Annotated in this window: 21 protein-coding genes and 2 tRNA genes; 15 read left to right on the top strand and 8 right to left on the bottom strand. The window is 70.6% G+C overall.

Annotated elements, in window-relative coordinates:
- Positions 1 to 89 precede the first annotated feature (89 nt).
- Positions 90 to 608 (bottom strand): DsbA family protein, encoded by a 519-nt coding sequence (locus tag ACWCRJ_RS36125; protein WP_450943244.1) that lies wholly within the window; start codon positions 606 to 608, stop codon positions 90 to 92.
- A gap of 159 nt (positions 609 to 767) precedes the next feature.
- Between ACWCRJ_RS36125 and ACWCRJ_RS36120 the strand changes: the two genes are divergently transcribed.
- Both ACWCRJ_RS36120 and ACWCRJ_RS36115 read left to right on the top strand, forming a co-directional pair.
- Positions 768 to 1,223, top strand: coding sequence for a hypothetical protein (locus ACWCRJ_RS36120; protein ID WP_450943243.1), 456 nt, complete (start codon positions 768 to 770; stop codon positions 1,221 to 1,223).
- A gap of 200 nt (positions 1,224 to 1,423) precedes the next feature.
- Positions 1,424 to 1,576: a hypothetical protein gene (locus ACWCRJ_RS36115; RefSeq protein WP_450943242.1), complete on the top strand. Its 153-nt coding sequence runs from the start codon at positions 1,424 to 1,426 to the stop codon at positions 1,574 to 1,576.
- Positions 1,577 to 1,696: 120 nt separating this feature from the next.
- Here ACWCRJ_RS36115 and ACWCRJ_RS36110 read toward each other — a convergent pair whose 3' ends face one another.
- Together ACWCRJ_RS36110 and ACWCRJ_RS36105 are read right to left on the bottom strand one after the other, a co-directional pair.
- Positions 1,697 to 2,257 (bottom strand): CGNR zinc finger domain-containing protein, encoded by a 561-nt coding sequence (locus tag ACWCRJ_RS36110; protein ID WP_450943241.1) that lies wholly within the window; start codon positions 2,255 to 2,257, stop codon positions 1,697 to 1,699.
- 298 nt (positions 2,258 to 2,555) lie between these two features.
- Entirely contained in the window at positions 2,556 to 2,969 is a 414-nt protein-coding gene (locus ACWCRJ_RS36105) for an SsgA family sporulation/cell division regulator (protein ID WP_004002642.1), read from the bottom strand.
- 191 nt (positions 2,970 to 3,160) lie between these two features.
- Here ACWCRJ_RS36105 and ACWCRJ_RS36100 point away from each other — a divergent pair, with 191 nt between their 5' ends.
- The 7 genes from ACWCRJ_RS36100 (at position 3,161) to ACWCRJ_RS36070 (ending at position 11,028) form a co-directional block, all read left to right on the top strand.
- Positions 3,161 to 3,640, top strand: coding sequence for a TIGR02611 family protein (locus tag ACWCRJ_RS36100; protein ID WP_450943274.1), 480 nt, complete (start codon positions 3,161 to 3,163; stop codon positions 3,638 to 3,640).
- Positions 3,641 to 3,718: 78 nt separating this feature from the next.
- Positions 3,719 to 3,790, top strand: a tRNA-Val gene (locus ACWCRJ_RS36095).
- Positions 3,791 to 4,324: 534 nt separating this feature from the next.
- Entirely contained in the window at positions 4,325 to 5,614 is a 1,290-nt protein-coding gene (locus tag ACWCRJ_RS36090; protein WP_450943240.1) for an ABC transporter substrate-binding protein, read from the top strand.
- Positions 5,614 to 6,612 carry a carbohydrate ABC transporter permease gene (locus ACWCRJ_RS36085; RefSeq protein ID WP_450943239.1) on the top strand — a complete coding sequence of 333 codons (999 nt, stop codon included), beginning with the start codon at positions 5,614 to 5,616 and terminating at the stop codon, positions 6,610 to 6,612. The genes ACWCRJ_RS36090 and ACWCRJ_RS36085 overlap by 1 nt, the downstream gene beginning before the upstream one ends.
- Positions 6,612 to 7,550, top strand: coding sequence for a carbohydrate ABC transporter permease (locus ACWCRJ_RS36080; protein ID WP_450943238.1), 939 nt, complete (start codon positions 6,612 to 6,614; stop codon positions 7,548 to 7,550). Before ACWCRJ_RS36085 ends, ACWCRJ_RS36080 begins: the two co-directional genes overlap by 1 nt.
- Positions 7,551 to 7,562: 12 nt before the next feature.
- Positions 7,563 to 8,168: a hypothetical protein gene (locus ACWCRJ_RS36075; RefSeq protein ID WP_450943237.1), complete on the top strand. Its 606-nt coding sequence runs from the start codon at positions 7,563 to 7,565 to the stop codon at positions 8,166 to 8,168.
- 112 nt (positions 8,169 to 8,280) lie between these two features.
- A complete protein-coding gene (locus ACWCRJ_RS36070) occupies positions 8,281 to 11,028 on the top strand; it encodes an exo-rhamnogalacturonan lyase family protein (RefSeq protein ID WP_450943236.1) in 2,748 nt (915 codons plus the stop codon).
- A gap of 107 nt (positions 11,029 to 11,135) precedes the next feature.
- On the opposite strand, the gene ACWCRJ_RS36065 is transcribed toward ACWCRJ_RS36070, so the two are convergent.
- Positions 11,136 to 13,565 (bottom strand): SCO7613 C-terminal domain-containing membrane protein, encoded by a 2,430-nt coding sequence (locus ACWCRJ_RS36065; RefSeq protein ID WP_450943235.1) that lies wholly within the window; start codon positions 13,563 to 13,565, stop codon positions 11,136 to 11,138.
- 102 nt (positions 13,566 to 13,667) lie between these two features.
- Here ACWCRJ_RS36065 and ACWCRJ_RS36060 point away from each other — a divergent pair, with 102 nt between their 5' ends.
- Together ACWCRJ_RS36060 and ACWCRJ_RS36055 are read left to right on the top strand one after the other, a co-directional pair.
- The gene (locus ACWCRJ_RS36060; RefSeq protein WP_450943234.1) at positions 13,668 to 14,126 is read left to right on the top strand and encodes an SRPBCC family protein; all 459 of its coding nucleotides are present in this window, start codon (positions 13,668 to 13,670) and stop codon (positions 14,124 to 14,126) included.
- Positions 14,127 to 14,165: 39 nt separating this feature from the next.
- Positions 14,166 to 14,237: transfer RNA gene (locus tag ACWCRJ_RS36055), tRNA-Val, on the top strand.
- Positions 14,238 to 14,275: 38 nt separating this feature from the next.
- On the opposite strand, the gene ACWCRJ_RS36050 is transcribed toward ACWCRJ_RS36055, so the two are convergent.
- Positions 14,276 to 15,001 (bottom strand): exonuclease domain-containing protein, encoded by a 726-nt coding sequence (locus ACWCRJ_RS36050; protein WP_450943233.1) that lies wholly within the window; start codon positions 14,999 to 15,001, stop codon positions 14,276 to 14,278.
- A 168-nt stretch (positions 15,002 to 15,169) separates the two neighbouring features.
- On the opposite strand from ACWCRJ_RS36050, the gene ACWCRJ_RS36045 reads away from it, so the two are divergent.
- From ACWCRJ_RS36045 to thrS, 3 genes are all read left to right on the top strand, one after another.
- The gene (locus ACWCRJ_RS36045) at positions 15,170 to 15,736 is read left to right on the top strand and encodes a DUF4365 domain-containing protein (RefSeq protein ID WP_020114449.1); all 567 of its coding nucleotides are present in this window, start codon (positions 15,170 to 15,172) and stop codon (positions 15,734 to 15,736) included.
- Positions 15,733 to 17,163, top strand: a complete 1,431-nt coding sequence (locus ACWCRJ_RS36040; RefSeq protein ID WP_450943232.1) for a hypothetical protein — start codon at positions 15,733 to 15,735, stop codon at positions 17,161 to 17,163. Before ACWCRJ_RS36045 ends, ACWCRJ_RS36040 begins: the two co-directional genes overlap by 4 nt.
- Before the next feature lie 100 nt (positions 17,164 to 17,263).
- A complete protein-coding gene (gene thrS, locus ACWCRJ_RS36035) occupies positions 17,264 to 19,249 on the top strand; it encodes a threonine--tRNA ligase (protein ID WP_450943231.1) in 1,986 nt (661 codons plus the stop codon).
- 41 nt (positions 19,250 to 19,290) lie between these two features.
- Here the strand turns inward: thrS and ACWCRJ_RS36030 are convergent, their stop codons facing one another.
- Positions 19,291 to 19,947 (bottom strand): potassium channel family protein, encoded by a 657-nt coding sequence (locus tag ACWCRJ_RS36030; RefSeq protein ID WP_450943230.1) that lies wholly within the window; start codon positions 19,945 to 19,947, stop codon positions 19,291 to 19,293.
- 67 nt (positions 19,948 to 20,014) lie between these two features.
- Here ACWCRJ_RS36030 and ACWCRJ_RS36025 point away from each other — a divergent pair, with 67 nt between their 5' ends.
- Positions 20,015 to 20,575: an HIT family protein gene (locus tag ACWCRJ_RS36025; protein ID WP_450943229.1), complete on the top strand. Its 561-nt coding sequence runs from the start codon at positions 20,015 to 20,017 to the stop codon at positions 20,573 to 20,575.
- Positions 20,576 to 20,719: 144 nt separating this feature from the next.
- On the opposite strand, the gene ACWCRJ_RS36020 is transcribed toward ACWCRJ_RS36025, so the two are convergent.
- Entirely contained in the window at positions 20,720 to 22,390 is a 1,671-nt protein-coding gene (locus tag ACWCRJ_RS36020; protein ID WP_450943228.1) for a hypothetical protein, read from the bottom strand.
- A 268-nt stretch (positions 22,391 to 22,658) separates the two neighbouring features.
- On the bottom strand, positions 22,659 to 24,857 hold the full coding sequence (locus ACWCRJ_RS36015; RefSeq protein ID WP_450943227.1) for an elongation factor G-like protein EF-G2: 2,199 nt from the start codon (positions 24,855 to 24,857) through the stop codon (positions 22,659 to 22,661).
- Positions 24,858 to 24,974 lie beyond the last annotated feature (117 nt).

The raw sequence follows: 24,974 nt of genomic DNA, 5'->3' as shown, positions 1-24,974 counted from the left end.
GTGCGACGCGGGCGCGTGGCGGCAGGGGCGTCGGCGGACAGGGAAGGGCGCCGCCGGATCCTCGCGGGGGCCCTGGCGGCGGGACGGGGTCAGGCGTCCCCGGCCAGCAGCCGGTCGGCGATCTCCTCGATCCGCTCGCGCAGCCCGGCCTGACTCTTGCCGCCGTCGAGGCGCTCGCCGGCGATGACGTACGTGGGGGTGCCCGTCACACCGATCGCCTTGCCCTCGGCCTGGTCGGCGTCGACGATCAGGATGTGCCGGCCGTCGATGAGCGCGGTGTCGAACTCCTCGGCGTCCAGGCCGAGTTCCCGGGCGACCTCGACGAGGAACGGCTCTCCGGTCCGGTCCAGCTCCTCGACCCGCCCGAGCACGGCCTCGACGTACGGCCACGCCCGCCCCTGCTCCGCGGCCTCCTCGGCGGCCTGCGCGGCGGCGAAGGCGTGCTTGTGCTTCTCCAGAGGGAAGTGCCGCAGCCGCACGTCGAGCCGGTCGCCGTAGCGGGCCCGCAGGGCGCGGATGTCGTCGAGGGCGCCGCGGCAGTCGGAACACTGGAGTTCGCACCAGACGTCCAGGACGACGGCGGTCGGCAGGGGGGAGGAGTCGCTCATGGAGATCAGTCTTCCAGCTGCCCGGAGCCTGGGCCGACCCCGAGGGGACCCGGAGATGTCCCTGAGGTCTCCCCGGACCATGGCATATCGGACGCGTGGCGGTGCAGGATGGAAGGGACGCAACGAGACCGACCGACCGCGCACCGCCTGGAGGACCGGATGATTGCCGAGACCGTCTGTGCCGCCGTCTCCGCGGCAGGCCTGGGCATCGCCGCGATCACGGCGTACCGGAAGCGTTTCCTCAGAGCGGCCCGTATCGCCGCCTACTCCCTCGTGCCCCTCGGTCTGGTGATGACGGGGGTCGTCGAGTGGCTGGCCGACACCGCGTTCAGCCCGACCGCGTGGGCCGGTTTCGGAGTGCTCGGCGCCGCCTGGTTCCTGTTCATGACCACCCGCGCCGTGGAGCGGCGTCGCCAGGGTCCCGGGAAGGAACGCAAGGAGGCCAAGGCGTCCCGCACGGGAGCGATAGCCCCGGCGGCCTCGGCGCCCTCGCTGGGGCAGGGGTCACGGCCGGCGGCACGTCCGGCGGCGGGGCCCCGGGCCGGCGGCTCGGGTGCGGCGGCGGGGGACGACTTCAGCGACATCGAGGCGATCCTGAAGAAGCACGGCATCTGACCCGGGGGAGTGTGGCGTCCGGCCACCGAAGGGACTCCGGAACGAACCGAGGGGCTCCGGACTGAAACGACACAGTAGGTCGGGCGGCGACCCCGAAGTGATCACGTTCGTTCCGTACGTTGTGGATATGGGCGAACTCTCCATCATTCCGGGTCGGTTGATCGCGCGGAGGGTCTCCACTGCGTCATCATCGCGGCGAGATGCTGGACACAACACAGAGCGACACGGTCGCCCCACCCAAGGAGCGGCGAGGTTGTCTCTTCGCGCTCTCCCAGCCACCGCTGATGATCTTCCTAGCGGTGATCGGCTGCCTGCTGCTCATGGCATCACTGCACGACCTGCTGATGCTCTGAGCCGTAAACGGAGCCCCTGGCGTCATCCGTCGAGGGCTCCGTCAGTATCCGTCCCCGTCCCCGTTCCCGTGCTGGACCCTGGTGTCCGTGTCGATCCCGGCGTTGGTGGCAGGCCGTCGATCAGCCGGCCGCCTCCTTGCGGCGAGCCCGGTAGGCGGCCACATGCAGGCGGTTTCCGCAGGTGCGGCTGTCGCAGTAGCGGCGCGAGCGGTTGCGGGAGAGGTCGACGAAGGCGCGCCGGCAGTCGGGGGCCTCACAGCGACGCAGCCGCTCCTGCTCCCCGGCGACCACGAAGAAGGCCAGCGCCATGCCGCAGTCGGCGGAGAGATGGTCGGCGAGCGACGCGCCGGGCGCGAAGTAGTGCACATGCCAGTCGTAGCCGTCGTGGTCGGTGAGGCGGGGTGTGGTGCCCGCCGCGGCGATCAGCTCGTTGATGACCGAGGCGGCCGAGGGCGCGTCGGCTGCCGCGAAGATCTCCGCGAACCGGCCACGGACCCGGCGCACGGCCGCGAGGTCGAACTCGGACAGTACCCCGACGTCGCTGATGTCGTGCTTTCCAACGAAGTCGGCGAGCGCCGCTACGGTCGCGAGTTCGTCGGTCGCCGTCTCGTCGTCCGGCGCGGTGTTCACCAGATCCACCACGGCATCGAGGGAACACCGGGTGTCGTGGGTGATCAGCACGTTTCGCTCCCTGGCCTGCGTGGGTCGGGCGGGCGCCCGCCGATGCTGGCCGATGGTAATCGCTCGGCGAGGCGGTGGGCCGGTGCGAACCGGCCCGGAGCACCCCGGTACGAGCGGAACGGGCCAGGGTGCCGATTGGTGCCCGGGTCTCGTCACGCTCGGTGACGACACCAGGACGCCGCCGCGCGGAGGTCCGCGACGACGGCGTCGTTGGGTCGGCCTGAAGCCGTATTCGGTTGTTCTGGCCCGAGCCGTCTCCCCGAGTGGACGGCGCCGGGCGGCTCTGTGGGGCCTCGCCCTAGCTTTCGGCCAGGATGTGCGAGAGCTCCTGATCGAGGTCGAAGTGCCGGTGCTCCGTGCCGGGTGGCACGGCGGCGTCTGTGCGCTTCAGGAAGGACTCCAGGGCTCGCGCCGGGGCTTCGAGGAGGGCTTCGCCCTCCGGGGAGCTCAGGGCGATGCACACGACGCCCTGGCCGTGGCTGCGGGACGGCCAGACACGGACGTCGCCGGTGCCGGTGGGCCGGTGCAGGCCCTCGGCGAGGAGGTCGCGGGCGAACACCCACTCGACCGTTTCCTCTGCTCCGGTGTGGAAGGTGGCGTGCACGGCGTAGGGATCGGCCGTGTCATACCGCAGTCCCGCGGGAACAGGCAGTGAGGACTCGCTCGACACAACGAGGCGCAGGTGCAGCTCGCAGCTGACCGTGGTGTTCATAAGCGCCATGGCCTTTCGCTCAGTGTGCGCTCGGGGATTCGCACGTCGGCGAAATCGACATGCCACCTACGGTGCCGTTGTAAACCCCTCTGGGAGTTTTGCGTTGCTTTTGGTAGCTCATCCGGCCGAGACCGTCTTCGGTGGGTACGACCATTCCGGTGACCGGTTTCTCTCCGGTAGGGTTTGGCCGTATGGACACGGGGAGTCACGGAACGGGGGAGGCCGGTGTGGCGGCCGACGGAACGAAGAGTGACACGGACGTAGCGAACTGTGAGGCCGATGTGGCCAAGAATGAAGCGCCGCTCGGATCTCGTGCGCCGGAATTCGTCAAGGCGCGGCGGATGCTGCACATGAGCTGGCAGGTGGCTGTCTTCGTCGTCGGCCTCGCGGTGGTCGTGGCGGGAGTGATCATGCTTCCGCTGCCCGGCCCCGGCTGGCTCGTGATCTTCGGAGGCATGGCGATCTGGGCGACGGAGTTCGTCTGGGCCCAGCTGGTGCTCCGCTGGACCAAGCGGAAGGTCTCCGAAGCCACCCAACGCGCCCTCGACCCCAGGGTCCGGCGCCGCAACATCATTCTCACGTCGATCGGCCTGGTGATCGTGGCCGTGCTGGTCGGTTTCTATGGCTGGAAGTTCGGTTTCGAGATGCCCTGGAACATCAAGGACCAGTGATCGGCGGCGGGTCGGCGCGGTGGCGGGGAGCGTGGTCGGAGGCACCCGCTGACATGGGGTAATGTTCTTCCTGCGTCCGGGCGATTAGCTCAGTGGGAGAGCGCTTCGTTCACACCGAAGAGGTCACTGGTTCGAACCCAGTATCGCCCACCGGATGATGGCGGCCCGGTCCATGGAAAACATGGACCGGGCCGCTTTTCGTCGTCGGTGCGCACGCCTGTCGGCATGTGCGAGCCGTAGGGATGGTGGAGGGCCGGGGGCCGGTGCGGGCCGTCCGACGGGTCGGGGCGGCCGCGGTGGCGCCCTCGGCGGAGCTCGGATTTGGCCGGATCCAGTTCCTCCTCGTCCTTGGCCGGGGGCGGTGCCCGGCCGGTCCGACATGGTCCGGGGTGGGTTGGGCGGGAAACGCCCGGGGTCGCCCCACTGACTCCTTTCAGTCTCTCCGGTTCACCGCTCCTCGGTGCCCGTCACGTTCGGCCCGTCGATCACAACTCTCCGACCTGCGCTTACGGTTGACCGACCGTCACCTGCGACGTCGGCGCCCCGGGTGCGGGGGCGAGACCGCTTTCCATCAATTCCTGTCCGAATCATTGACGTCTCCTGAGGCTCTCCGTACCTTGTGCCAGCAAGCGCTTACTTGAAACGATTCATGGCGCGGACGCAACGTCGCGGGGAGGCTCAACCATGCAGCAGAACAGGAACGTTGAGAGGCGGACGGTCCTCAAGGCGGCCGGAGCCTCACTGGCCGTCGCGGGGCTGGGGGCGACCGCCACGGCCTGTGGCGGCGGCAGTGGCGCGGGAGACGGGACGGTGACGATCCGTTACGCCTGGTGGGGTGCCGAGGACCGCGCGGAGCGCATCAAGAAGACGATCGCGCTTTTCGAGAAGAAGTACCCGAAGATCAAGGTCAAGACCGACTTCCAGCCCTATCTCGACTTCTGGAAGAAGTTCAACACCCAGGCCTCCGGTGGAAATCCGCCGGACGTGTTCCAGAATGCCGTCGGTTTCCTCCGGAAATACGACGCGAAGAATGTGCTGCTCGATCTCGGCCCCCAGGTCGAGGCGGGCCACCTGTCGTTGGAAGGCTTCAGAGCGGGCCTGGAGAAGTTCGGCGAGGTCGACGGAAAGCTGCTCGGAGTGCCGGTCGGGTCCAACTCGATGGCCCTGGTGATCGACAAGCCCGTCTACACCAAGTCCGGGGTGAAGCCGGAGCAGGGCTGGACCTGGGACGACTTCGACGCGGGGATGAAGAAGATCCGCGACAAGACGGGGCGCGCCGGCGACAGCGGCATGTACGGCGTGATGTACCTCTACGACCTCTACCTGCGCCAGAACGGCAAGGCGTTCTTCACCGAGGACGGGCTCGGCTTCACCGAGGCGGATCTGAAGCAGTGGTGGACGAAGGCCAGGAAGGGTATCGAGGAGGGCCTCTACGCCGACCCGAAGAAGGTCGCCCAGATCAAGCCCAAGTCGGCTGTCGCCGCGGAACTCGCCGCCGGCGAGTTCACCTGGGACAACTTCACCGTCCGTTACACCGCCGAGGGCAAGAGCGAGTACGGCCTGGCCCCCATCCCCACCACCGACGGCAAGAAGACCGGCCAGTACCTCGGCTCCCTCATGCTCAGCGCGTCCAAGCGCACGCAGCACCCCAAGGAAGTCGCCCAGTTCATCGACTTCATGGTGCACGAGCCCGAGGTCGCCAAGATCATGGGCTACGACCGCGGGGTTCCCGCGACCCAGGCCCAGTACGACGCGTTCAAGCCGACCGACCCGGTCAACAAGGCGATCGCCGCGTACGAGGAGTCCCTCGTCGCGTCCGGCGTCCTGGAGCCCATCACGCCGCACCCGAACGGCGCGGATATCTGTGAGGCCGCGTTCCTGCGCATCGGCGAGGAACTCGGTCTGGGCACGCGCTCGGTGGACGACGCCGTCAAGCAGTTCTTCACCGAGTCGAAGACGGCTCTCGGCAGCTGATGGGAACCGCCGTGACACACGCCCCTGCGACGGAGGACCTGACCCAGGACTCCGAGCCGCGGCACCGTCCGGCCAAGGCTCCCCGCCCCGCCGCACTCAAGCGGCGGGGCCGCCGGGAGAACCTGGCCGGCTACCTCTTCATGTCCCCCTGGATCGCCGGTTTCCTGCTGCTGACGGCAGGCCCGATGATCGCCTCGCTCTACTTCGCCTTCACCGACTACAACCTGTTCGACGCGCCCAGGTGGATCGGCCTCGACAACTTCTCCGAGATGTTCGCCGACCCGCGCTGGCGCCACTCGGTGCGGGTCACCGTCTGGTACGTCGTCGTCGGCACGCCCCTGAAGCTGATCGCGGCCCTCGGCGTGGCGCTGCTCCTGGCCCAGAAACGGCGTGGGCAGGCCTTCTACCGGGCCGCCTTCTACGCGCCGTCGCTGATCGGCGCCAGCGTCTCCATCGCGATCGTCTGGAAGGCCATCTTCTCCGACGACGCGATCGTCGACCGTACGCAGCAGATCTTCGGCATCGACGTCGGCGGCTGGACCGGCGACCCGGAAATGATCATCTACAGCCTGGTGGCGCTCACCGTCTGGCAGTTCGGCGCCCCCATGGTCATCTTCCTCGCCGGTCTCAAGCAGGTCCCGCGTGAGCTGTACGAGGCCGCCGAGGTCGACGGGGCGGGCCCCTGGCGGCGCTTCTGGAACATCACCCTGCCGATGATCTCCCCGGTCCTCTTCTTCAACGTCCTGCTGGAGACGATCCACTCGTTCCAGATCTTCAGCTCGGCGTACATCGTCGGCGGTGGCGCCGGAGGCAACGCCTGCGGTCCGGCCGACGGCTCCATGGTCTACACCTGTTATCTGTACGTCCAGGGCTTCGAGAACAGCCGGATGGGTCTGGCCTCCGCCATGGCCTGGCTGCTGCTGGTCGCGGTCGCCCTGGTGACGGCGGTGCTGTTCTGGTCCCAGAAGCGCTGGGTGCACTACGAGGAGGGTGCCTGATGAGCTCCCCCAATCTCTCGACTTCGCTCGACCCGGGGGTACGCCCATCGGCCACCGAGATCACCCCGGCCCCGGGACCCTCCCCGAGAGCGGGGGCCCTGCGTCGCAGGCTGCCCGGCTCGCTCGCCTGGCACATCGGGTCGCTCGCGATCCTCGCGGTGATCCTCTACCCGGTGATCTGGGTCGTCGGCGGCTCGTTCAAGAAGAGTGAGGACATCGTCGGCAGTCTGGACCTGCTGCCGACCGACCCGATCATCGCGAACTACACCCGGCTCTCCGACGGCATCGCCGACATCCCGATCTCGACCTTCTTCCTCAACTCGCTCACGCTCGCCGTGGGTTCGGTGGTCGGGATCCTGGTGTCCTGCTCGCTGACGGCGTACGCCTTCTCGAAGATCAAGTTCGCCGGCCGCAATCTGCTCTTCACGCTGATGATCGGCACGCTCCTGCTGCCGTACCACGTGCTGCTGATCCCGCAGTACGTGTTGTTCCGCAACATGGAACTGATCAACACCTACACCCCGCTGCTGCTGCCGAAGTACCTGGCCACGGAGGCGTTCTTCGTCTTCCTGATGGTGCAGTTCATGCGGAACCTGCCCAAGGAGCTCGACGAGGCGGCGCGGCTCGACGGCTGCGGGCACTTCCGGATCTACTGGTCGATCGTGCTGCCGCTGTGCCGGCCCGCGCTCATCACCAGCGCGATCTTCACGTTCATCAACTCCTGGAACGACTTCATGGGCCCGCTGATCTATCTGAACGAGCCCGACAAGTACACGGTCTCGCTCGGGCTGAAGATGTTCGTGGACCAGGACGGGGTCGCCAACTACGGCGGCATGATCGCGATGTCGCTGGTGGCGCTGCTGCCGGTGCTCGCCTTCTTCCTCGCCTTCCAGCGTTATCTCATCGACGGCATGGCCACCTCGGGACTGAAGGGCTGAGGTGAGCTGACCATGGCCCAGGCCCGTGCCCGTGCGAAGACCGCCGCGCCCCGCGGGGAGTCCGTGCTCGCCGAACGGTTCGCGCTGTTCGCCGAGTGTCTGCTCACCGGGGTGTGGGTCGCGCTGGCCTCGCTGCCGTTGGTGACCTACCCCGCCGCGTTCGCCGCCGGCTCCCGGCACCTGAGGCGCCGCACGGCCCATGAGGGCGGCGGCTGGCGGGAGTTCTGGGCCGACGTCCGGACGGCGGTGCGCGGCGGCTGGCTCGTCGGGCTCGCGGGATGGGCGGCGCTCGCGGCGGTGTGGGTGGACGTCCAGGCCGTACGCGCCGGGATTCCGGGCGGGCCGCTGGTCGGCGCGGTCGGTGTCCTCGCGCTGATCGGGGCCGTGGTCGCCGGACTGCGCGCGGCGGCGGTGTGGCGGCCCGGCGCCACCTGGCGGGCGTTGCTCGGCGCGGCCGGGCGGCGGACCGTGCTCGACCCCGCCGGGTCGTTTCTGCTCGTCGGTGGACTGGCCGTCGTGGTCTGTTCCGCCTGGTTCGTCGCGCCGCTGGCGATCCCGGTGCTCGGGGCCGTCGCGGCGGCGGCCGTCGCCGTGGAGGAGCGGTACCGCCGCCGCTGACGGCGGCGGGCGGTGCCGTCCGTTCGGGTCGACGCCCCGGAGGCGTCGCGCCTCTCTCTGTCATGCCCCTGACTATCAGCACGCAAGACTTCCCGTACGGAAAGGAAAGGCCATGTCCCCCATCGACCGCAGGTCCCTTCTCAAGGCGGCCGCCGTCGCAGGAGCCGCAGCGCAGGTCAGCTGGGCTCTCGGGAGTTCGAACGCGCAGGCCGCGCCCCTGGCCGAAGCGGCGGAGGCGGATCCGGTCACCCTGGACTGGCTGGAGGACGGCGGACTCGGCGCCGCTCCCGGTTCGACCGTGGGTGTGCCGTGGCCGAAGGGCGCGTACGAAAAAGAACAGTCGTTTTCCTTGACCGACGGTGACGGCAAGGCCGTGGCCGTGCAGTCCTGGCCGATCGGCTACTGGCCCGACGGCTCCCTGAAGTGGACCGCGCACGCGGTGGGCGCGGGCGCCGGCTCCGGCAAGCTCACCCTCGCGGCGGGCACACCGGCCGCGCCGGAGAAGAAGGTCACCGTCGACAAGCGCGGCACCACCATCGACGTGTCGACCGGTGTCATCACCGCCAAGATATGCAAGTCCGGCTCCACGCTCGTGAAGTCCGTGCTCCGCGGCTCCACCGAGATCGCCCACAGCGGCCATCTGGTGCTGCTGCGCCAGCCCGAGATCGAGGACGGCGACCAGGGCACGGAGAAGTTCCAGCGTTACGAGAGCCTCATCGACGAGGTCGAGGTCGAGCAGGAGGGCCCGGTGCGTGCCGTGGTCCGCATCGACGGCAAGCACCGCAAGGGAAGCCACAGCTGGCTGCCCTTCTCGATCCGCCTCTACTTCTACGCGGGCGCCGAGTCGTTCCGCATGGTGCACACCATCACCTTCGACGGCAACCAGGAGCCCGGAAAGGCCGGCGGCGACTTCGTCCGCGGCATCGGCGTCCGCTTCGAGGTGCCGATGCGCGACGCCGCGTACGACCGCCACATCCGGATCGGCGGCGAGGGCACGGGTCTGCTGCGCGAGGCGGTCAAGGGCGTCACGGGCCTGCGGCGCGACCCGGGGACGGCGGTGCGCACCGCCCAGTTCGAGGGGAAGAAGCTGCCCGACCCGTCCACCTGGGACCAGCGCGTCACGACCCGCCTGCAGTACATCCCCGAGTGGGGCGACTACACGCTCTCGCAGCTGTCCGCCGACGGCTTCGGTGTCCGCAAGCGCACCAAGAAGGGTCACGGCTGGATCCCGGCCGGCGGTGGCCGGCGTGCCAGCGGCTTCGGGTACGTCGGTGGCGCGTCCGGCGGGTTCGCCTTCGGCCTGCGGGACTTCTGGGAGAAGTTCCCCGCCCAGCTCGACATCCGAGACGCGCAGACCGACACCGCCGAGGTCACCCTCTGGCTCTGGTCGCCCGAGGCGCGCCCCATGGACCTGCGCTTCTACCACGACGGCATGGGCCAGGACACCTTCCCCGAGCAGCTCGAAGGCCTCAACATCACCTACGAGGACTATGAGCCCGGGTTCGGCACCCCCTACGGCATCGCCCGCACCAGCGAACTCCTCTTCTGGGCCCATGAGTCCACCCCGGGCGCCGAGGACATGGCCAAGCAGGTCGAGGCCGTCCGCACGCCCCCGCAGCTCGCCGCCCCGCCCAAGCAGCTCGTCAAGGCGGGCGTCTTCGGCCGGCTGTTCGCCGAGCCGGACCGCTCCACCGCCGCCAAGGCGAAGATCGAGAACCACCTGGACTTCCTCTTCACCTACTACAAGGACCAGGTGGAGATGCGCCGGTGGTACGGCTTCTGGGACTACGGCGACATCATGCACACCTACGACCCCAGCCGTCACCAGTGGTGCTACGACATCGGTGGCTACGCCTGGGACAACTCCGAACTCTCGCCGGACCTGTGGCTCTGGTTCGCGTACATGCGCTCCGGCCGCGCGGACATCTTCCGCTTCGCCGAGGCCATGACCCGCCACACCGGCGAGGTCGACGTCTACCACCTCGGCAAATGGGCCGGCCTCGGCACCCGACACGGCGTCCAGCACTACGCCGACAGCGCCAAGCAGCAGCGGATCGCCAACACCACCTACCGCCGCTACTACTACTTCCTCACCGCCGACGAACGCGTCGGCGACCTCATGCACGCCAACGTCGACTCCGACGAGACGTTCCTCGTCCTCGACCCCATCCGCAAGATCCGCACCGAGCCCTACACCCCCGACCGCAACGCGCTGTCGATCGGCTTCGGCACCGACTGGTCCGGGCTCGTGTCGGCGTGGCTGACCGAGTGGGAGCGGCGCGGCCCCAAGTGGGAGAAGGCCAGGGCGCGCGTCCTGTCGACCATGGAGACGATCGCCGCCCAGCCCAACGGCTTCGTCCAGGGCACCGGGCTGTACGACCTGGACACCGGGAAGTTCGCCGTCGCGGACAAGCCGGTGGTAGGGGTCTCGCATCTGTCGGCCATGTTCGGTCTGGTCGAGATGTGCGCGGAACTCCTCGACCAGATCGAGATGCCCAAGTTCAAGGAGGCCTGGCTCGACTACTGCCGCTACTTCAACGCGACGAAGGCCGAACAGGCCGCGCGCTACGGCTCCAACTTCGGCACCCTGCTGCTCTTCCAGGGCCATTCGCGACAGGACGCCTACGCCGCCGTGCAGTTGAAGGACGACAAGCTCGCGGCCCGTGCCTGGCGGCAGTTCTACAACAGCGCCGACACCTGGGACTACAAGGAGTCGACCGACTGGACCACCAAGAAGATCGAGGGGCCGACGGCGCTCGTGCCGGGCAGCGAGGCGGCGTGGGTGTCGACCAACGCGACCGCGCTGTACGGGTTGGCGGCGATCCAGAACCTGGCGTTGGTGGGCGACAAGATGCCGTAGCGCTCCGCTGGGTCGGGCGGGGGGCTCGGGGTGGCTGGGGTGGGTGGGGAACTGCGGGATCGTCGTGACTGGTCGCGCAGTTCCCCGCGCCCCTGACGGGGCGCGCCTCAGGTCAGTCTGCCCAGTGCGTCCCGTACGCGCCGTGCGTCGCGCAGGCGTTGTTCGTAGGTGGCTCCCGCCGCGAGCAGGAGCAGGCCCGCCAGGGCGGGGGGCGCCCAGCGGGGGAGGGCGTCCACGACCTGGGCGATGTACGGCGCGAGTTCGTGGAGGGTGACCAGGGTGAGCGTGCCGCCGCCGAGGAGCAGGGGAGCCTGGAGGCGGTGGCGGGCGCCCAGGAGCGTGATCAGCAGGGCGGCGGCGCCCAGCAGCAGGGGGCGGAGCCAGTGCGCGTCGCTCCAGGCCGCGACGAGGCTCGGGACGAGCGTGGCGGCGAGTCCCGGGCCGTACGCCGTCCAGGACGAGGCGGTCGGGTCCCGGCGTCGGCGCAGATGGCCGACGAGCAGGGCCGGGACGGTCACCGGCAGGGTGTACGCCTCGGGGGAGCCGACGTCCCAGACCGCCAGCCGTACCCAGGAGGCCAGGACGAACAGGACGGTGGCCGCGTAGCCGAGTCGGCGGCGGTCCGGTCGTACGGCTGTGCCCATGGTGATGACACCGCAGAGCGCGAGGGTCAGGGCGAGCAGGGGCGGGTGCGCGGCGGAGAGGGCGAGGGCCAGGAGGCCGGCCGCGGCGCCGGTCGCCTCCACCGGGATCGTCAGGGGTGAGTCGCCGAGGCGGGCCGCGAGCAGGGCCGCGACGGCCGGGACGGTGAGGACGAGCAGCGCCGTGTGCTGCGGCTGCCAGTCGGCGGAGGCGCCGATCGCGCAGGTCAGGATGGTGGCGTGGGCGAGGGAGACGGGGGCGGTGAGGGCGCCCACGTCGGTGCGCCGGGCGGCCGCCGCCGCGAACACGACGGTCGAGGCGGCGAGGACGGTGAGGGTGGTCGGCTCGGTGGCCAGGGAGTGCAGGGCCAGGCCCAGGGCGGTGACGAGGGCCAGGGCGGCGCTGGTGAGGGGTATCGGTGCCTGGAGGCGCCCGGGTTCCGCCGGCCGCATGAACACGGCGAAGCCCAGTGCGGCCACGACCAGGAGGCCGTGCACCACCAACCCGGCCGTGAACGGCAGTTCGAGGATCGGGGGGAGCACCAGGACCGTGGCCCAGGTGAGGACGAGAGCGCCGATCAGGGCCGGGGTCCGCCACGTCACGGTCCGCGCGGCCACGGTCAGCACACCGGCGACGACGGCGAGCACCAGAGGCACGGTGGCCGTGTTCGGCGGCCAGGGCGCGTCGAGTGTCACCGCCGCGCGGGCGTCCACGGGCGCACCCGACCAGACCCGCTCGATCCAGCCGATCGGACTGAGCAGCACGATGGCCAAGGTCGGCAGCGCGGTGGCCACGGCGAGGCCCTGGACCACGGAGGACGCGTGCCCGAGGCCCCGCCGTACGGGCTCGGGGGCCCGCGTGCGTACGGCCGCCGGCAAAGCGATTCCGCACAGGAGATGGGCCGGGACCGTCCACACCTCGGGCAGGACCGCGCGGGCGATGCCGCCGGCGCCGACGACCACGAGGAGCCCGCCGGTGAGCGCGGTCCCGAGGGCCAGGGCCCGCTTCGGGGTGACCCGGGCGGCGGTCAGGGCGATCGCCGCGCCGAGGGCGAGGAGCGCCGCCGCACGGGCGGCGGCGCTCGGGCCGGCGGCGGCCCACGAGAGCCACCCGGCCGCCAGTACACCCCAGGCACCCCAGCCGAACGCGCCCACAACGGCCACGATCCGTACCGGCCTGAGGGACACCCGGAGCGCGATCGCGGTGTCGGCCGCCGCTGTCACCAGCAGCACGGCCGTCACCGTCTCCACGCCCGCTTCCGCCGCGAACGACCAGAGGAAGAGGGGGAGTTGAGCGGCGACCAGCGCGAGGGGGAGGGGCAGGACCAGAGTCCCGCGGGCGGGCGTCGCCTTGCCGGTGCCGGTCGCCGGAGCGCGCAGGACCAGACCGTACGCCGCCCACATCACCGCGAGCACCGCCGCCGCGACCGCCGCGTACCCCGTGCCGTCCGCCCCGGTGAGCGCGACCTCGTGCAGGGCATACGCGTCGAGGACGGTCAGGGCGAGGCCGAGGCCCGACACCGCCTCGGCGGTCGAGCGCAGGCCGCGGCGGAGGAGTGCCGGCGGCGCGCCCAGCGCGGCCACGGTCACCCCGGCGAGGACCAGGGCCCGGCCGCCGATTCCGATGTGTCCCCAACTGACCAGCGTGAACGCGATCGCCGCGACGGTCAGCAGGACGCCCCCGAGGACCAGCAGCACGTTCTGGACGTTCGGCGCCGTCGTCTCGGGGCGCCGCGCGGGCGCGGCGGCGGGCGCGCCGGGTGCGGGCGCCGCCGCGTACAGGGCGTCGACCAGCCAGGCGCGGCGCGTCAGCAGGAACGTGCGGCGGGCGTCGAGCTGCCGCAGTTCGGAGTCGAGGGCCCGCAACTCCTCGGCCGGGGACGGAAAGTGCGTCATGCCACGGAGTGTGGTCGGCGTCACGCCGCGGGGCATGAGTGCGGGTACTCAGGTGGTACTCAGATCCCGCGCCACAAGCCCCGGTGCAGGCACAATTCGACCATGGACTGGTGCCACTACCGCTTCCGCAGCCACTGGAATTTGCCCGCGCCGCCCGCCGCCGTGTACGACGTGCTCCAGCGGCCGGAGGACTATCCGCGCTGGTGGCCGCAGGTCCGCGAGGTGACCCGGATCGACGACACCACCGGCACCCTCCGGATCCGCTCGGTCGTGCCGTACGACATCGTCCTCACCGCGCGGGCGGTGCGGCGCGACGCGGCGGCCGGCGTCCTGGAGATCGAGATGACCGGTGACCTGAACGGCTGGGCCCGCTGGAAGGTCGGCGCCGACGGGCCCGGCACCCTCGCCCGCTACGACCAGGAAGTCGACGTCACCAAGCCCCTGCTGAGACGGCTGGCCGTACCGGGACGGCTCGTGTTCCGCGCCAACCACGCCCTGATGATGCGGGCAGGACGACGAGGACTCCTCGCGTACCTCACGGAACCTGGCCAAGCGGTTTGAACCAGACCCGTCGGGACCTGTATTGTTCAGTCCGTTCCCGGGCGATTAGCTCAGTGGGAGAGCGCTTCGTTCACACCGAAGAGGTCACTGGTTCGAACCCAGTATCGCCCACCGGGTAGAGCCGGTCCGCACACGCGGACCGGCTTCTTTCATGCCGCCGCGGGCATGTCCGGACGCAACGGCCACGCCGGGTCCACCGCCTCGTCCGTGCCGCTGCGCGCGAACCAGGCCTGCAGCCCGCGCGCCTGCGCCGCGTGCCACACGGCCTGCAGCGTGTGCAGTTCGGCCGGGGAGAGACGCGCCAGCCGGGTCGCGAAACGGCGCCCCACCGCGCGGACGACGTCCATCGCCGCCTGCGCGTCGGCTCCCGCGTCGTGCGCGCCGTCCAGTACGACCTCGTAGTGCGCGCACAGGTCGGTGAGCGTGCGCCGGCCCTTGCGGTAGCGGTCCAGGTGCTTGTCCAGGACGCGAGGGTCCAGGACCCGCAAAGGCGTCACCTCGAACCAGTGGTCCAGCGACGAGGCGCGGTGCCGCCGCAACTCACGGTCCAGCAGCGTCAGATCGAACGGCGCGTTCATGACGACCAGCGGGCGGCCGCGCACCGCCTGCTCCGCCAGCGCCCTGGCTATCTCCTCCATCACCGGCGCCGGCCAGCGGCCGTCGCGCTGCAACTGTTCGTCCGTCAGCCCGTGCACCGCCGTCGCCGCGGCGGGCACCGGCACGCCCGGGTTCACCAGCCACCGGGTCACCCGGGGGTGGGTGCCGGGCGCGTCCTGGACGACCACGGCCGCCGACACGATCCGGTCGGTCTCGACGTCCACACCCGTGGTCTCCGTGTCGAACGCCGCCAAGGGCCCCTCGTACCAACACGTCATGTGTCCACAACTCCTCGTTCACCCACGGCAGCTGACGTCCCGTCTTCTGCCAGTTTGGTGATACCCGGGCTGTTTGCGCCGTACGCCGGAAGGAGACAACAGAAGTACGGGTCTGCGCAGTTCAGCGGCTCGGTACGGGGAAACACCAGCACTGGAAGGCTGTTGGTCATGGCCATAGCGCAGCCCGAGCGGGGCGGGCTGCTGCCCGAGCACGCGGCACCGCTCCGCGGCTCCCTCGCCACCACCGCCTGCATGGAGACCCTGCAGGTGGGTTATCTGCACGCGGTGGCCGCCGCGGCCGGCTGCTCGCTCTCCCAGCCCTTTCCGGACAACGGAATCGACTGGCACGTCAGCCACGGCTCGCCCGGTCACACGGTCGACGACGAGGTCACCATCAAGGTGCAGCTCAAGGCCACCTACCAGCTCGCGCCGAACCCGGCCGGCCGGTCCTTCTCCTTCACCCTCGACAACCAGCACCTGGCGAAGCTGGCCCGCACCCCCGTGTCGGTGCACAAGATCCTGGTCGTGATGATCGTCCCCCGCTCGCAGGAGCAGTGGCTGCGGGCCGGCCACGACCGCTTGGATCTGCGGCACTGCTGCTACTGGATCAACCTCGCCGGACACCCGATCACCGGTAGGCACCGCACCACCGTGCGCATACCGACCTCGCGCATCTTCGACGACCGAGCGCTCTGCGAGATCATGACGCGGGTCGGAACGGGAGGCAGACCGTGACCCACGGCCCCATCGACGACGACGGCTCCGGCACGCGCCACTACGACGAGGGACCCGGCCGACGGCCCTACGACGACGCGTCCGCCCGACGCCCGCGACGTGCGGACACCTCGGACCGGCGCCCCTACGCCGAGGACGGGACGTCGAGCCGTCCAGGTGGCGAGGACGGCCGGGCGCCGCGACCCGACGCGCAGGGCGCGGCCGTACGCCGTCCCATCGGGGAGCCCGTACGCCCGGTACGGTCCCACCCCGTCGAGCCCACCTGGACCCGGCCGCCCGACCCCGACCAGGTCGACCCCGCGGTTCTCGGTGCCCTGCTGCGACGGCACGGCTGGCAGCGGCGCGGCGGAGCCGCCGGGCGGTACGGCCGCTGGACCCCGCCGGGGCCGGCCGGGCGGGGCATGAGCCTGCTCGTGCCCGAGAACCGGGCCTTCCCCGACAGCGACGACCTGCTCGGCGAAGCCCTCACGGCCCTGTCCCGGAGCGGCTCGCCCGCCGCGCGGGACGTGCTGGTCGCGCTCACCGTGCCCAGCGACGAGATCCACTGGTGGCGGGACGTGCCCACCGGCCCGCTGGGCACCGCCTCCTGGGGCGTCGAGGACCAACTGCGCTCGGCCGCCCGCCAGATGCTCCTCGCGGCGGCGCTGGCCACTCGCGCGCGTGCCGGCTACTACGGCGCCCGGCACCGCCTGCCCGCAGCCGCCTGTCTGGACAGCGTCCTCGTCGGCGCCGCCCCCGGCGGCCGCCGCCTCACCGCCTTCGTCCCCGTGGCCACCGGCCGCCCCCTCGCCCTGCGCCTGCACCAGGCCCTCTACGCCGCCCGCGAGGCCATCGACTACCAGCGGGCCACCGGCGGCATGGAGGCCTTCGACGGCGCTGTCGAGGCCGGGGTCAGCCACGAGCTGACCGAGGCGCTCGTCGCCCTCGTCCGCGGCACCGAGGGCGCCCGGGTCGCCGTGGACTGGGCGCCCGCCGCCGGGGTCCCCGAGGGCGGCGCGACACCGTCCGAGCCCGTCGAGTTCTCCCCGGGCGACCTGCCCGTGCTGCGCGAGGCCGGCGCCCGCTATCTGCGCGAGGAGCCCTCGATCCCGGTGCGGATCACGGGGGCCGTGGTCCGGATGCGCCGGTCCGCGGGGCGCGGCGAGGGCACCGTACGGCTGCGGGTCCTCGGCGGCGCCGAGGTTCCGCATGTGCGCATGACCCTGGACGAGGAGTCGTACCGGATCGCGGGCCAGGCACACCTCGTGGGACTGCCGGTCCGGGTGCGCGGGAGGCTGGAGAGCCGCGGCGGGTTCCGGCGCCTCACGGACGCCGACGGCATCGCGCCCGTGCAGGTCGACGAGGCGGAGCGGGACCGGCTGATGAAGTCGCTGCAGGAGACCGCGGAGATCACGGCCTTCTTCGAGGAGGCCTGCGGAGGGGACTGAGGTATCTGTTTCGCGAGGAGCACCCCGGGCTCGGTACGATCCTTCCCAATGGCCCAGGCGCAGCAGACCGACCGGGCCGCCCTTCAGGTAGGAGAAACCGGTGTCCGACGTCCGTGTGATCATCCAACGCGATTCCGAGCGGGACGAGCGCGTGGTGACGACGGGCACTACGGCCGCCGACCTCTTCGCCGGCGAGCGCACCGTCGTCGCCGCCCGCGTGGCCGGAGAGCTGAAGGACCTCGCGTACGAGGTGCGCGACGGCGAGACCGTCGAGGCCGTGGAGATCTCCTCCGAGGACGGCCTCAACATCCTGCGCCACTCCACCGCGCACGTCATGGCGCAGGCGGTGCAGGAGCTGTTCCCGGAGGCGAAGCTGGGCATCGGCCCGCCGGTGCGGGACGGCTTCTACTACGACTTCGACGTGGAGAAGCCCTTCACGCCCGAGGACCTCAAGGCCGTCGAGAAGAAGATGCAGGAGATCCAGAAGCGCGGCCAGCGCTTCTCGCGCCGCGTCGTCACCGACGAGGCCGCCCGCGAGGAGCTGGCGGACGAGCCGTACAAGCTGGAGCTGATCGGCCTCAAGGGCTCGGCCGCTGTCCAGGATGGCGCCGACGGCGCGGACGTCGAGGTCGGCGCCGGCGAGCTGACGATCTACGACAACCTGGACGCCAAGACCGGTGACCTGTGCTGGAAGGACCTCTGCCGCGGTCCCCACCTGCCCACCACCCGCAACATCCCGGCGTTCAAGCTGATGCGCAACGCGGCCGCCTACTGGCGCGGCAGCGAGAAGAACCCCATGCTCCAGCGCATCTACGGCACCGCCTGGCCCTCCAAGGAGGAGCTGAAGGCCCACCTCGACTTCCTCGCCGAGGCCGAGAAGCGCGACCATCGCAAGCTGGGCAGCGAGCTGGACCTGTTCTCCATCCCGGAGCAGATCGGCTCCGGCCTCGCCGTCTTCCACCCCAAGGGCGGCGTCGTCCGCCGGGTCATGGAGGACTACTCGCGCCGCCGCCACGAGGAGGAGGGCTACGAGTTCGTCTACACCCCGCACGCGACGAAGGGGAAGCTCTTCGAGACCTCGGGCCACCTGGACTGGTACGCCGACGGCATGTACCCGCCCATGCAGCTCGACGAGGGCGTGGACTACTACCTCAAGCCCATGAACTGCCCGATGCACAACCTGATCTTCGACGCGCGCGGCCGCTCGTACCGCGAACTGCCGCTGCGTCTCTTCGAGTTCGGGACCGTGTACCGGTACGAGAAGTCCGGTGTCGTGCACGGCCTGACCCGTGCGCGCGGTTTCACCCAGGACGACGCGCACATCTACTGCACCCGCGAGCAGATGGCGGACGAGCTCGACAAGACGCTCACCTTCGTACTGAACCTGCTGCGCGACTACGGTCTGACCGACTTCTACCTGGAGCTGTCCACCAAGGACCCGGAGAAGTTCGTCGGCTCCGACGAGGTGTGGGAGGAGGCCACCGAGACGCTGCGGCAGGTCGCCGAGAAGCAGGGCCTCCCGCTGGTCCCGGACCCGGGCGGCGCCGCCTTCTACGGGCCGAAGATCTCCGTCCAGACCAAGGACGCGATCGGCCGTACCTGGCAGATGTCGACCGTGCAGCTCGACTTCAACCTGCCGGAGCGCTTCGACCTGGAGTACACCGGTCCGGACGGTGCCAAGCAGCGCCCGGTCATGATCCACCGCGCGCTGTTCGGCTCGATCGAGCGGTTCTTCGCGGTGCTCCTGGAGCACTACGCGGGCGCGTTCCCGGCCTGGCTGGCGCCCGTCCAGGCGGTCGGTATCCCGATCGGCGACGCGCACGTGGAGTACCTGCAGACGTTCGCCGCCGAAGCGAAGAAGAAGGGGCTGCGCGTCGACGTCGACGCCTCCTCCGACCGCATGCAGAAGAAGATCCGCAACGCCCAGAAGTCCAAGGTGCCGTTCATGGTCATCGCCGGTGATGAGGACATGGCGGCCGGAGCGGTCTCCTTCCGCTACCGCGACGGCTCGCAGGAGAACGGCATCCCCGTCGAGGAGGCCATCGCGAAGATCGCGCAGGTCGTGGCGGACCGCGTCCAGATCTGAGGCGCACCCGCGCCGAGGCCGGGGCGAGGCCCCCGGAGAGTTCAGCTCTCCGGGGGCCTCTCCTCGTCCTCCCGCGCGAACACCTGGAGCAGCCACGTCCCGAACGAACCCGTCACCGTGCCGAGCAGGGCGAGACCGCAGGCCATCAGGAACACGGCGATCGTCCGGCCCAGCGGCGTCACGGGGGTGACGTCCCCGTACCCCACCGTGGCGAGCGTGGCGCAGGTCCACCACACGGAGTCCCCGAACGTCAGGATCGTCGCGTCCGGTGCGTCGTGTTCCTGCTGGTAGACGGCGAGGGCGCCGGTGAAGCCGAGCAGGGTCACGGACAGGCCCGCGTAGACGGCCACGCGCGCGTGCAGGGAGAGCCGGGGCCGTTCGTGGCGGCGCTGCACGGCATCGTGGATCTGCACCACCCGCAGGGGGCGCAGCAGCGGCAGCACGAGCACGATGGTGTCCAGCCAGTGGACACGCACGAACCTCGGGCCCAGCCCGCTCAGCCGCCAGCGCACCGCGTAGTCGAGGACGAAGATCGCCCAGCACGCCATGGTCACCGCGAGGCACAGGTCGAGCCAGACCTGGGGGAGGCCGTGGGCGAGCACCCGTACCGCGTACGAGGCGAGGAAGAGGGCCGACGCTCCGGCGAGGACGCGTCCGGTGCGCTGCTCCCAGCGGAGCGTGCGGCTGTCGAGGTCCATCGCCTCAGCTTGGCCCCGCCGGTCCTGCCCGGGTACCCGCCGACACGCCGCGAACGGGCGAAGCAATATGCTGCACTGCATGACGAGTGAGCCGGAGCAGCAGATCGGAGTGGGAACGCAGGACGCGTTCCAGCGCCTGTGGACGCCCCACCGGATGGCGTACATCCAGGGCGAGAACAAGCCGACCGGTCCCGGGGCCGGCGACGGCTGTCCGTTCTGCTCGATCCCGGCGAAGTCGGATGAGGACGGCCTGGTCATCAGGCGCGGCGAGCATGTGTACGCGGTGCTCAACCTCTACCCGTACAACGGCGGCCACCTCATGGTCGTGCCCTACCGGCACGTCGCCGACTACACGGACCTCACCGGGCCGGAGACCGCCGAGCTGGCCGAGCTGACCAAGCAGTCCATGACCGCCCTGCGCACCGCCTCCGGCGCGCACGGCTTCAACATCGGCATGAACCAGGGCACGGTCGCGGGCGCCGGCATCGCGGCCCACCTCCACCAGCACATCGTCCCCCGCTGGGGCGGCGACACCAACTTCATGCCGGTCGTCGGCCACACCCGGATCCTGCCCCAACTCCTGGCCGACACAAGGAAGATGCTGGCGGAGGCGTGGCCGACGGCGTAGCCGCCAAGGGGTAGGGCCTGAAAAGCAAGGGGCGCAGCCCCTGCTTCTCAGGGGCGCGGGGAACTGCGCGAGAAGCCCCACCGGACCGCACCCGACAACGCACCCCCACCCCCACGCACCCCCCGGCCCGAGCCGGCGCAGCGCTCACGCGTCGTAGAGGTCCGCCTTCCGCGGCGACACGTCCTGTACCGCCCCGCTGAGGAACCCGGCCCGGGAGCCGAACTTCTCGGTGTCCACGCCGTTGTCCTTGAGGACCTTGATCGCGGCGTTGTGCACCACGCGGAGCACGGGTGTGGCGGCGCGCAGCGCGTCGTCGGCCATGAAGCGGTGCCGCCAGGGCTGGTCGGCCCAGGCGTGCCGCAGACCGAACGGCTCGGGCAGGCCGATGGAACCGCCGAGCCAGTTGAGCAGCGGCGGGTACCAGGTCAGCGGGGCACGCGCGGCGAGCCGTACGACCTCGTCCGCGTCGACGAGGGGGAGCTTCACCTTGCGGGTCTCCCAGAACCTCAGCGACTTCTGGACTTCCTTCTCCTTGGCCGCCGGCCCGGTCGTGAACAGTCCGTGCACCGGGCCCAGGGCGTGTCCGGTCACCTCGATGCGGAGCGTCTGGTGCAGCACGGTGACCGTGACCATCATGGTGATGATCAACTGGCCGTCCCAGAGCGTCCACTGGACCCCCAGGTAGTGCCGGTTGCCGCTGCCGAAGTGCTGCTTGTTGCAGATCTCCTGTATCGCGTGCGACTTGAACTGGTAGGCGTCCACGTCGGTGCTCTCGGGGCGGGCCACGGCGCCGGCGCCCTCGCCGATGGGGCTGACGATCCAGTGCTTGATGGAGGGCGCCGTGAAACCACCGGTGTTGAGGGGGGTGCGCTCCAGCATGCGCAGCTGGTCGTGGATGGCGCGTATGACGTCCCAGCTGCGGAACGGGTGGATCTCCTTGCCCGCCTCGGCCGGCACGAGGTCCTCCGCGAGCTGCCAGGCACCCCAGCGGGTGCCCATGCCGAGGATGCCCTTGGGGCCGGCGTAGAAGACGAGGTTGGAGCGCTGCTCGGCGCTGAGCCGGGCCAGTTCCTTGCGCAGCTGCTCGGCCTTGGTCTCGTTCGGGCTGCCGGGCACGGCCTCGGGGATCTTGGCACCGACGCCACCGCCGGCCAGCAGGCCGGACCAGCGGTCCCGCAGGTCCGCGGCGGCGCGCTCACAGATCTGCTTCGCCCAGAACCACCCGACCACGGGCAGCACGACGCAGGCGCGTGCGTACCAGGCCCAGATGCCCTCGAACGGCGTCCTGAGCAGGAAGATCACGGCGAGGGCGCCCACGGCGAACAGCAGGGTGGTGCCGAGGACGCCGGCACGCTTGTCACGCTTGGCGACCGTCGTGCGGATCTGGAAGACGAGCAGCCACAGCAGCAGGCCGGGCAGGAAGAGCAGGCCGCACAGGACCATCACCGCCGAGAGCCAGTTGTCGCGCTCCCGGCGGATGTTGTTCGCCGCGAGGCAGTGCTCGACGACGACCTGCGGTTCCATGCCGAAGGACTGGATGAGGGGTTTGCGGCCCGCGCCGACCATCCGGTCCCGCACCGCGAGGGAGAACGCCTCCCCGAGGTTCGGCCGGAAGATGGTCGCCCACTTGCGGCCGGGTTTCACCGCCGACTTGTGCCAGTCGTTGTTGGTCTTGAGGATCTCCGCGATCTCGTTGTCCCGGTAGGCCGCGGACGCCAGGGCGTACGTCGCCGCCGTCTGGCCCGCGGTGCCCATCAGCGGCACCTGTGCCCCGGGAGTGAAATCGAAATTGTCCGCCACCGCCGCCGCCCCCATCGCCGCACACTCGCTCCTGCGGCTCTTCCCGACTTCCGTGCTCCGCACACCTGTTGATCAGGTCATAACCCGATCCGGGCCCGATCGAGCCATACCTGTCGATCAGGTGATCAGCGTATCCGCAGCGGCGGACACCGCGCGGTGCGAAGAACGGACATTCACGGAACCCACCGGCCGTGCGACGGCGTTGCCCCGCCCGCGGCCCCTCGGCGAACGGCCGGGGCCGTTCGCCGACAGAGCGCCGGAACCTCGCTCCGGCCCCGAACCGTCAGTGCTCCTTGATCTGTTCGCGGACCTTGTCGGCCACATGGGAGGGCATCGGCTCGTGCCGTGTGTACCGGCGGCCGAAGCGCGCGGTGCCGTGGGAGAGGGAACGCAGATCGACGGCGTACCGGTCGATCTCGATCTCCGGCACCTCCGCGCGGACCAGGGTGCGCCCGCCGCCCGCCTGCTCGGTCCCGACGACCCGGCCGCGCCGCCCGGACAGATCGCTCATCACGGGGCCCACGTACGAGTCGCCGACCAGGACCGACACCTCGGCCACCGGCTCCAGGAGGTGGATCTTCGCGTCCGTCGCGGCCTCGCGCAGCGCCAGCGCGCCCGCGGTCTGGAACGCGGCGTCCGAGGAGTCCACCGAGTGCGCCTTGCCGTCCCGCAGCGTGATCCGTACGTCGATGAGCGGATAGCCGGCCGCGACGCCCTTGGCGGCCTGGGCCCGCACCCCCTTCTCGACGGACGGGATGAACTGCCTCGGGACGGCTCCGCCGACGACCTTGTCGACGAACTCGATGCCGGAGCCGCCGGGCAGCGGCTCCACCTCGATCTCGCAGATCGCGTACTGCCCGTGCCCGCCGGACTGCTTCACATGCCGGCCGCGCCCGGCCGACCTGTCGGCGAACGTCTCCCGCAGGGAGACCCGGTGCGCTACGACGTCGACCTGGACCCCGTACCGGCTGCGCAGCCGTTCCAGGGCCACGTCCGCGTGCGCCTCGCCCAGGCACCACAGGACGACCTGGTGGGTGTCCTGGTTCTGTTCGAGCCGCATGGTCGGGTCCTCGGCGACCAGCCGGGCCAGCCCCTGGGAGAGCTTGTCCTCGTCGGCCTTGCTGTGCGCCTGGATGGCGAGAGGGAGCAGCGGGTCGGGCATCTCCCACGGCTCCATGAGCAGCGGGTCGTCCTTGGCCGAAAGAGTGTCCCCGGTCTCCGCGCGGCTCAGCTTCGCGACACAGGCCAGGTCGCCCGCGATGCAGTGCGTGAGCGTCCGCTGCTGCTTGCCGAAGGGCGTGGACAGGGCGCCGATCCGCTCGTCCACGTCATGATCCTCGTGCCCCCGGTCGGCGAGGCCGTGCCCGGACACGTGCACCGTCGCGTCGGGACGCAACGTGCCGGAGAAGACCCGTACCAGCGAGATACGGCCCACGTAGGGGTCACTGGCGGTCTTGACGACCTCGGCGACCAGCGGTCCGTCGGGGTCGCAGGTCGCCTTGATCTCACGGGGCGTCCCCTCGGGCGTGGTGACGGCGGGCGTCTCGCGCTCCAGGGGGGTGGGGAAGCCGCCGGTGATCAGTTCGAGGAGCTCGACCGTGCCGAGGCCCTGCTTCGCGCCGTCGGCGGCGGGGGCGGCGGCCAGCACGGGGTGGAAGACCCCGCGGGCGACGGCCCGTTCCAGGTCGTCGACGAGGGTCGTGACGTCGATCTCCTCACCGCCGAGATAGCGGTCCATGAGGGTCTCGTCCTCGCTCTCCGCGATGATCCCCTCGATGAGCCGGTTCCGGGCCTCCTCGATCGCCGGCAGCTGCTCGGGGCCCGGCTCGGACTCCTTGCGCTCGCCGGAGGAGTAGTCGAACAGCTTCCGCGACAGCAGCCCGGTCAGCCCGGTCACGGGGGCGTGCCCGTCCGGACCCTGCGGGCCGCGCAGCGGCAGATAGAGCGGCAGTACGGCGTCGGGGTCGTCCCCGCCGAACGTCTGCGCGCACGTGCGGGTCATCTCCTCGAAGTCCGCCCGCGCGGCCTCCAGATGCGTCACCACGATCGCCCGGGGCATGCCGACCGCCGCGCACTCCTCCCACACCATGCGGGTCGAGCCGTCGACGCCGTCCGAGGCCGAGACGACGAAAAGGGCCGCGTCCGCCGCTCGCAGACCGGCCCTGAGTTCCCCGACGAAGTCGGCGTATCCGGGGGTGTCCAGCAGATTGATCTTGTACTCGCCCCATTCGACGGGGACGAGGGAGAGCTGCACCGAGCGTTGCTGACGGTGTTCGATCTCGTCGTAGTCGGAGACGGTGCCGCCGTCCTCCACACGGCCCGCCCGGTTCACCGCTCCCGCCGTCAGCGCGAGAGCCTCCACCAGGGTCGTCTTGCCCGATCCGGAGTGGCCGACCAGCACCACATTCCGTACGGACGCGGGATGGTCGGCCGCCGTAGCCCTGCCGGCGGCTCCGGGATGTGCGTTCGCCTTGTCGCCCATGGTCCTGCCTCCCGTGCACGGTGAGGTCACTGTGGGCGCGGACACGCGGATCCTCCCCCACACTCCGTCCGGGGGGACCCCCAGCGGTGTCGACTCCGGTGACGCCCGCGGTGTCTT

The sequence above is a fragment of the Streptomyces sp. NPDC002324 genome (assembly GCF_053593335.1).
Note: the sequence above shows the minus strand (reverse complement) of the source record. Positions and strands in the feature narration are given on the sequence as shown.

Coding starts and splice junctions, on each gene's coding strand:
- ACWCRJ_RS36125 (WP_450943244.1), bottom strand. CDS start 608: ATGAGCGACTCCTCCCCCCTGCCGACCGCCGTCGTCCTGGACGTCTGG.
- ACWCRJ_RS36120 (WP_450943243.1), top strand. CDS start 768: ATGATTGCCGAGACCGTCTGTGCCGCCGTCTCCGCGGCAGGCCTGGGC.
- ACWCRJ_RS36115 (WP_450943242.1), top strand. CDS start 1,424: ATGCTGGACACAACACAGAGCGACACGGTCGCCCCACCCAAGGAGCGG.
- ACWCRJ_RS36105 (WP_004002642.1), bottom strand. CDS start 2,969: ATGAACACCACGGTCAGCTGCGAGCTGCACCTGCGCCTCGTTGTGTCG.
- ACWCRJ_RS36100 (WP_450943274.1), top strand. CDS start 3,161: ATGGACACGGGGAGTCACGGAACGGGGGAGGCCGGTGTGGCGGCCGAC.
- ACWCRJ_RS36090 (WP_450943240.1), top strand. CDS start 4,325: ATGCAGCAGAACAGGAACGTTGAGAGGCGGACGGTCCTCAAGGCGGCC.
- ACWCRJ_RS36085 (WP_450943239.1), top strand. CDS start 5,614: ATGGGAACCGCCGTGACACACGCCCCTGCGACGGAGGACCTGACCCAG.
- ACWCRJ_RS36080 (WP_450943238.1), top strand. CDS start 6,612: ATGAGCTCCCCCAATCTCTCGACTTCGCTCGACCCGGGGGTACGCCCA.
- ACWCRJ_RS36075 (WP_450943237.1), top strand. CDS start 7,563: ATGGCCCAGGCCCGTGCCCGTGCGAAGACCGCCGCGCCCCGCGGGGAG.
- ACWCRJ_RS36070 (WP_450943236.1), top strand. CDS start 8,281: ATGTCCCCCATCGACCGCAGGTCCCTTCTCAAGGCGGCCGCCGTCGCA.
- ACWCRJ_RS36065 (WP_450943235.1), bottom strand. CDS start 13,565: ATGACGCACTTTCCGTCCCCGGCCGAGGAGTTGCGGGCCCTCGACTCC.
- ACWCRJ_RS36060 (WP_450943234.1), top strand. CDS start 13,668: ATGGACTGGTGCCACTACCGCTTCCGCAGCCACTGGAATTTGCCCGCG.
- ACWCRJ_RS36050 (WP_450943233.1), bottom strand. CDS start 15,001: ATGACGTGTTGGTACGAGGGGCCCTTGGCGGCGTTCGACACGGAGACC.
- ACWCRJ_RS36045 (WP_020114449.1), top strand. CDS start 15,170: ATGGCCATAGCGCAGCCCGAGCGGGGCGGGCTGCTGCCCGAGCACGCG.
- ACWCRJ_RS36030 (WP_450943230.1), bottom strand. CDS start 19,947: ATGGACCTCGACAGCCGCACGCTCCGCTGGGAGCAGCGCACCGGACGC.
- ACWCRJ_RS36025 (WP_450943229.1), top strand. CDS start 20,015: ATGCTGCACTGCATGACGAGTGAGCCGGAGCAGCAGATCGGAGTGGGA.
- ACWCRJ_RS36020 (WP_450943228.1), bottom strand. CDS start 22,390: ATGGGGGCGGCGGCGGTGGCGGACAATTTCGATTTCACTCCCGGGGCA.
- ACWCRJ_RS36015 (WP_450943227.1), bottom strand. CDS start 24,857: ATGGGCGACAAGGCGAACGCACATCCCGGAGCCGCCGGCAGGGCTACG.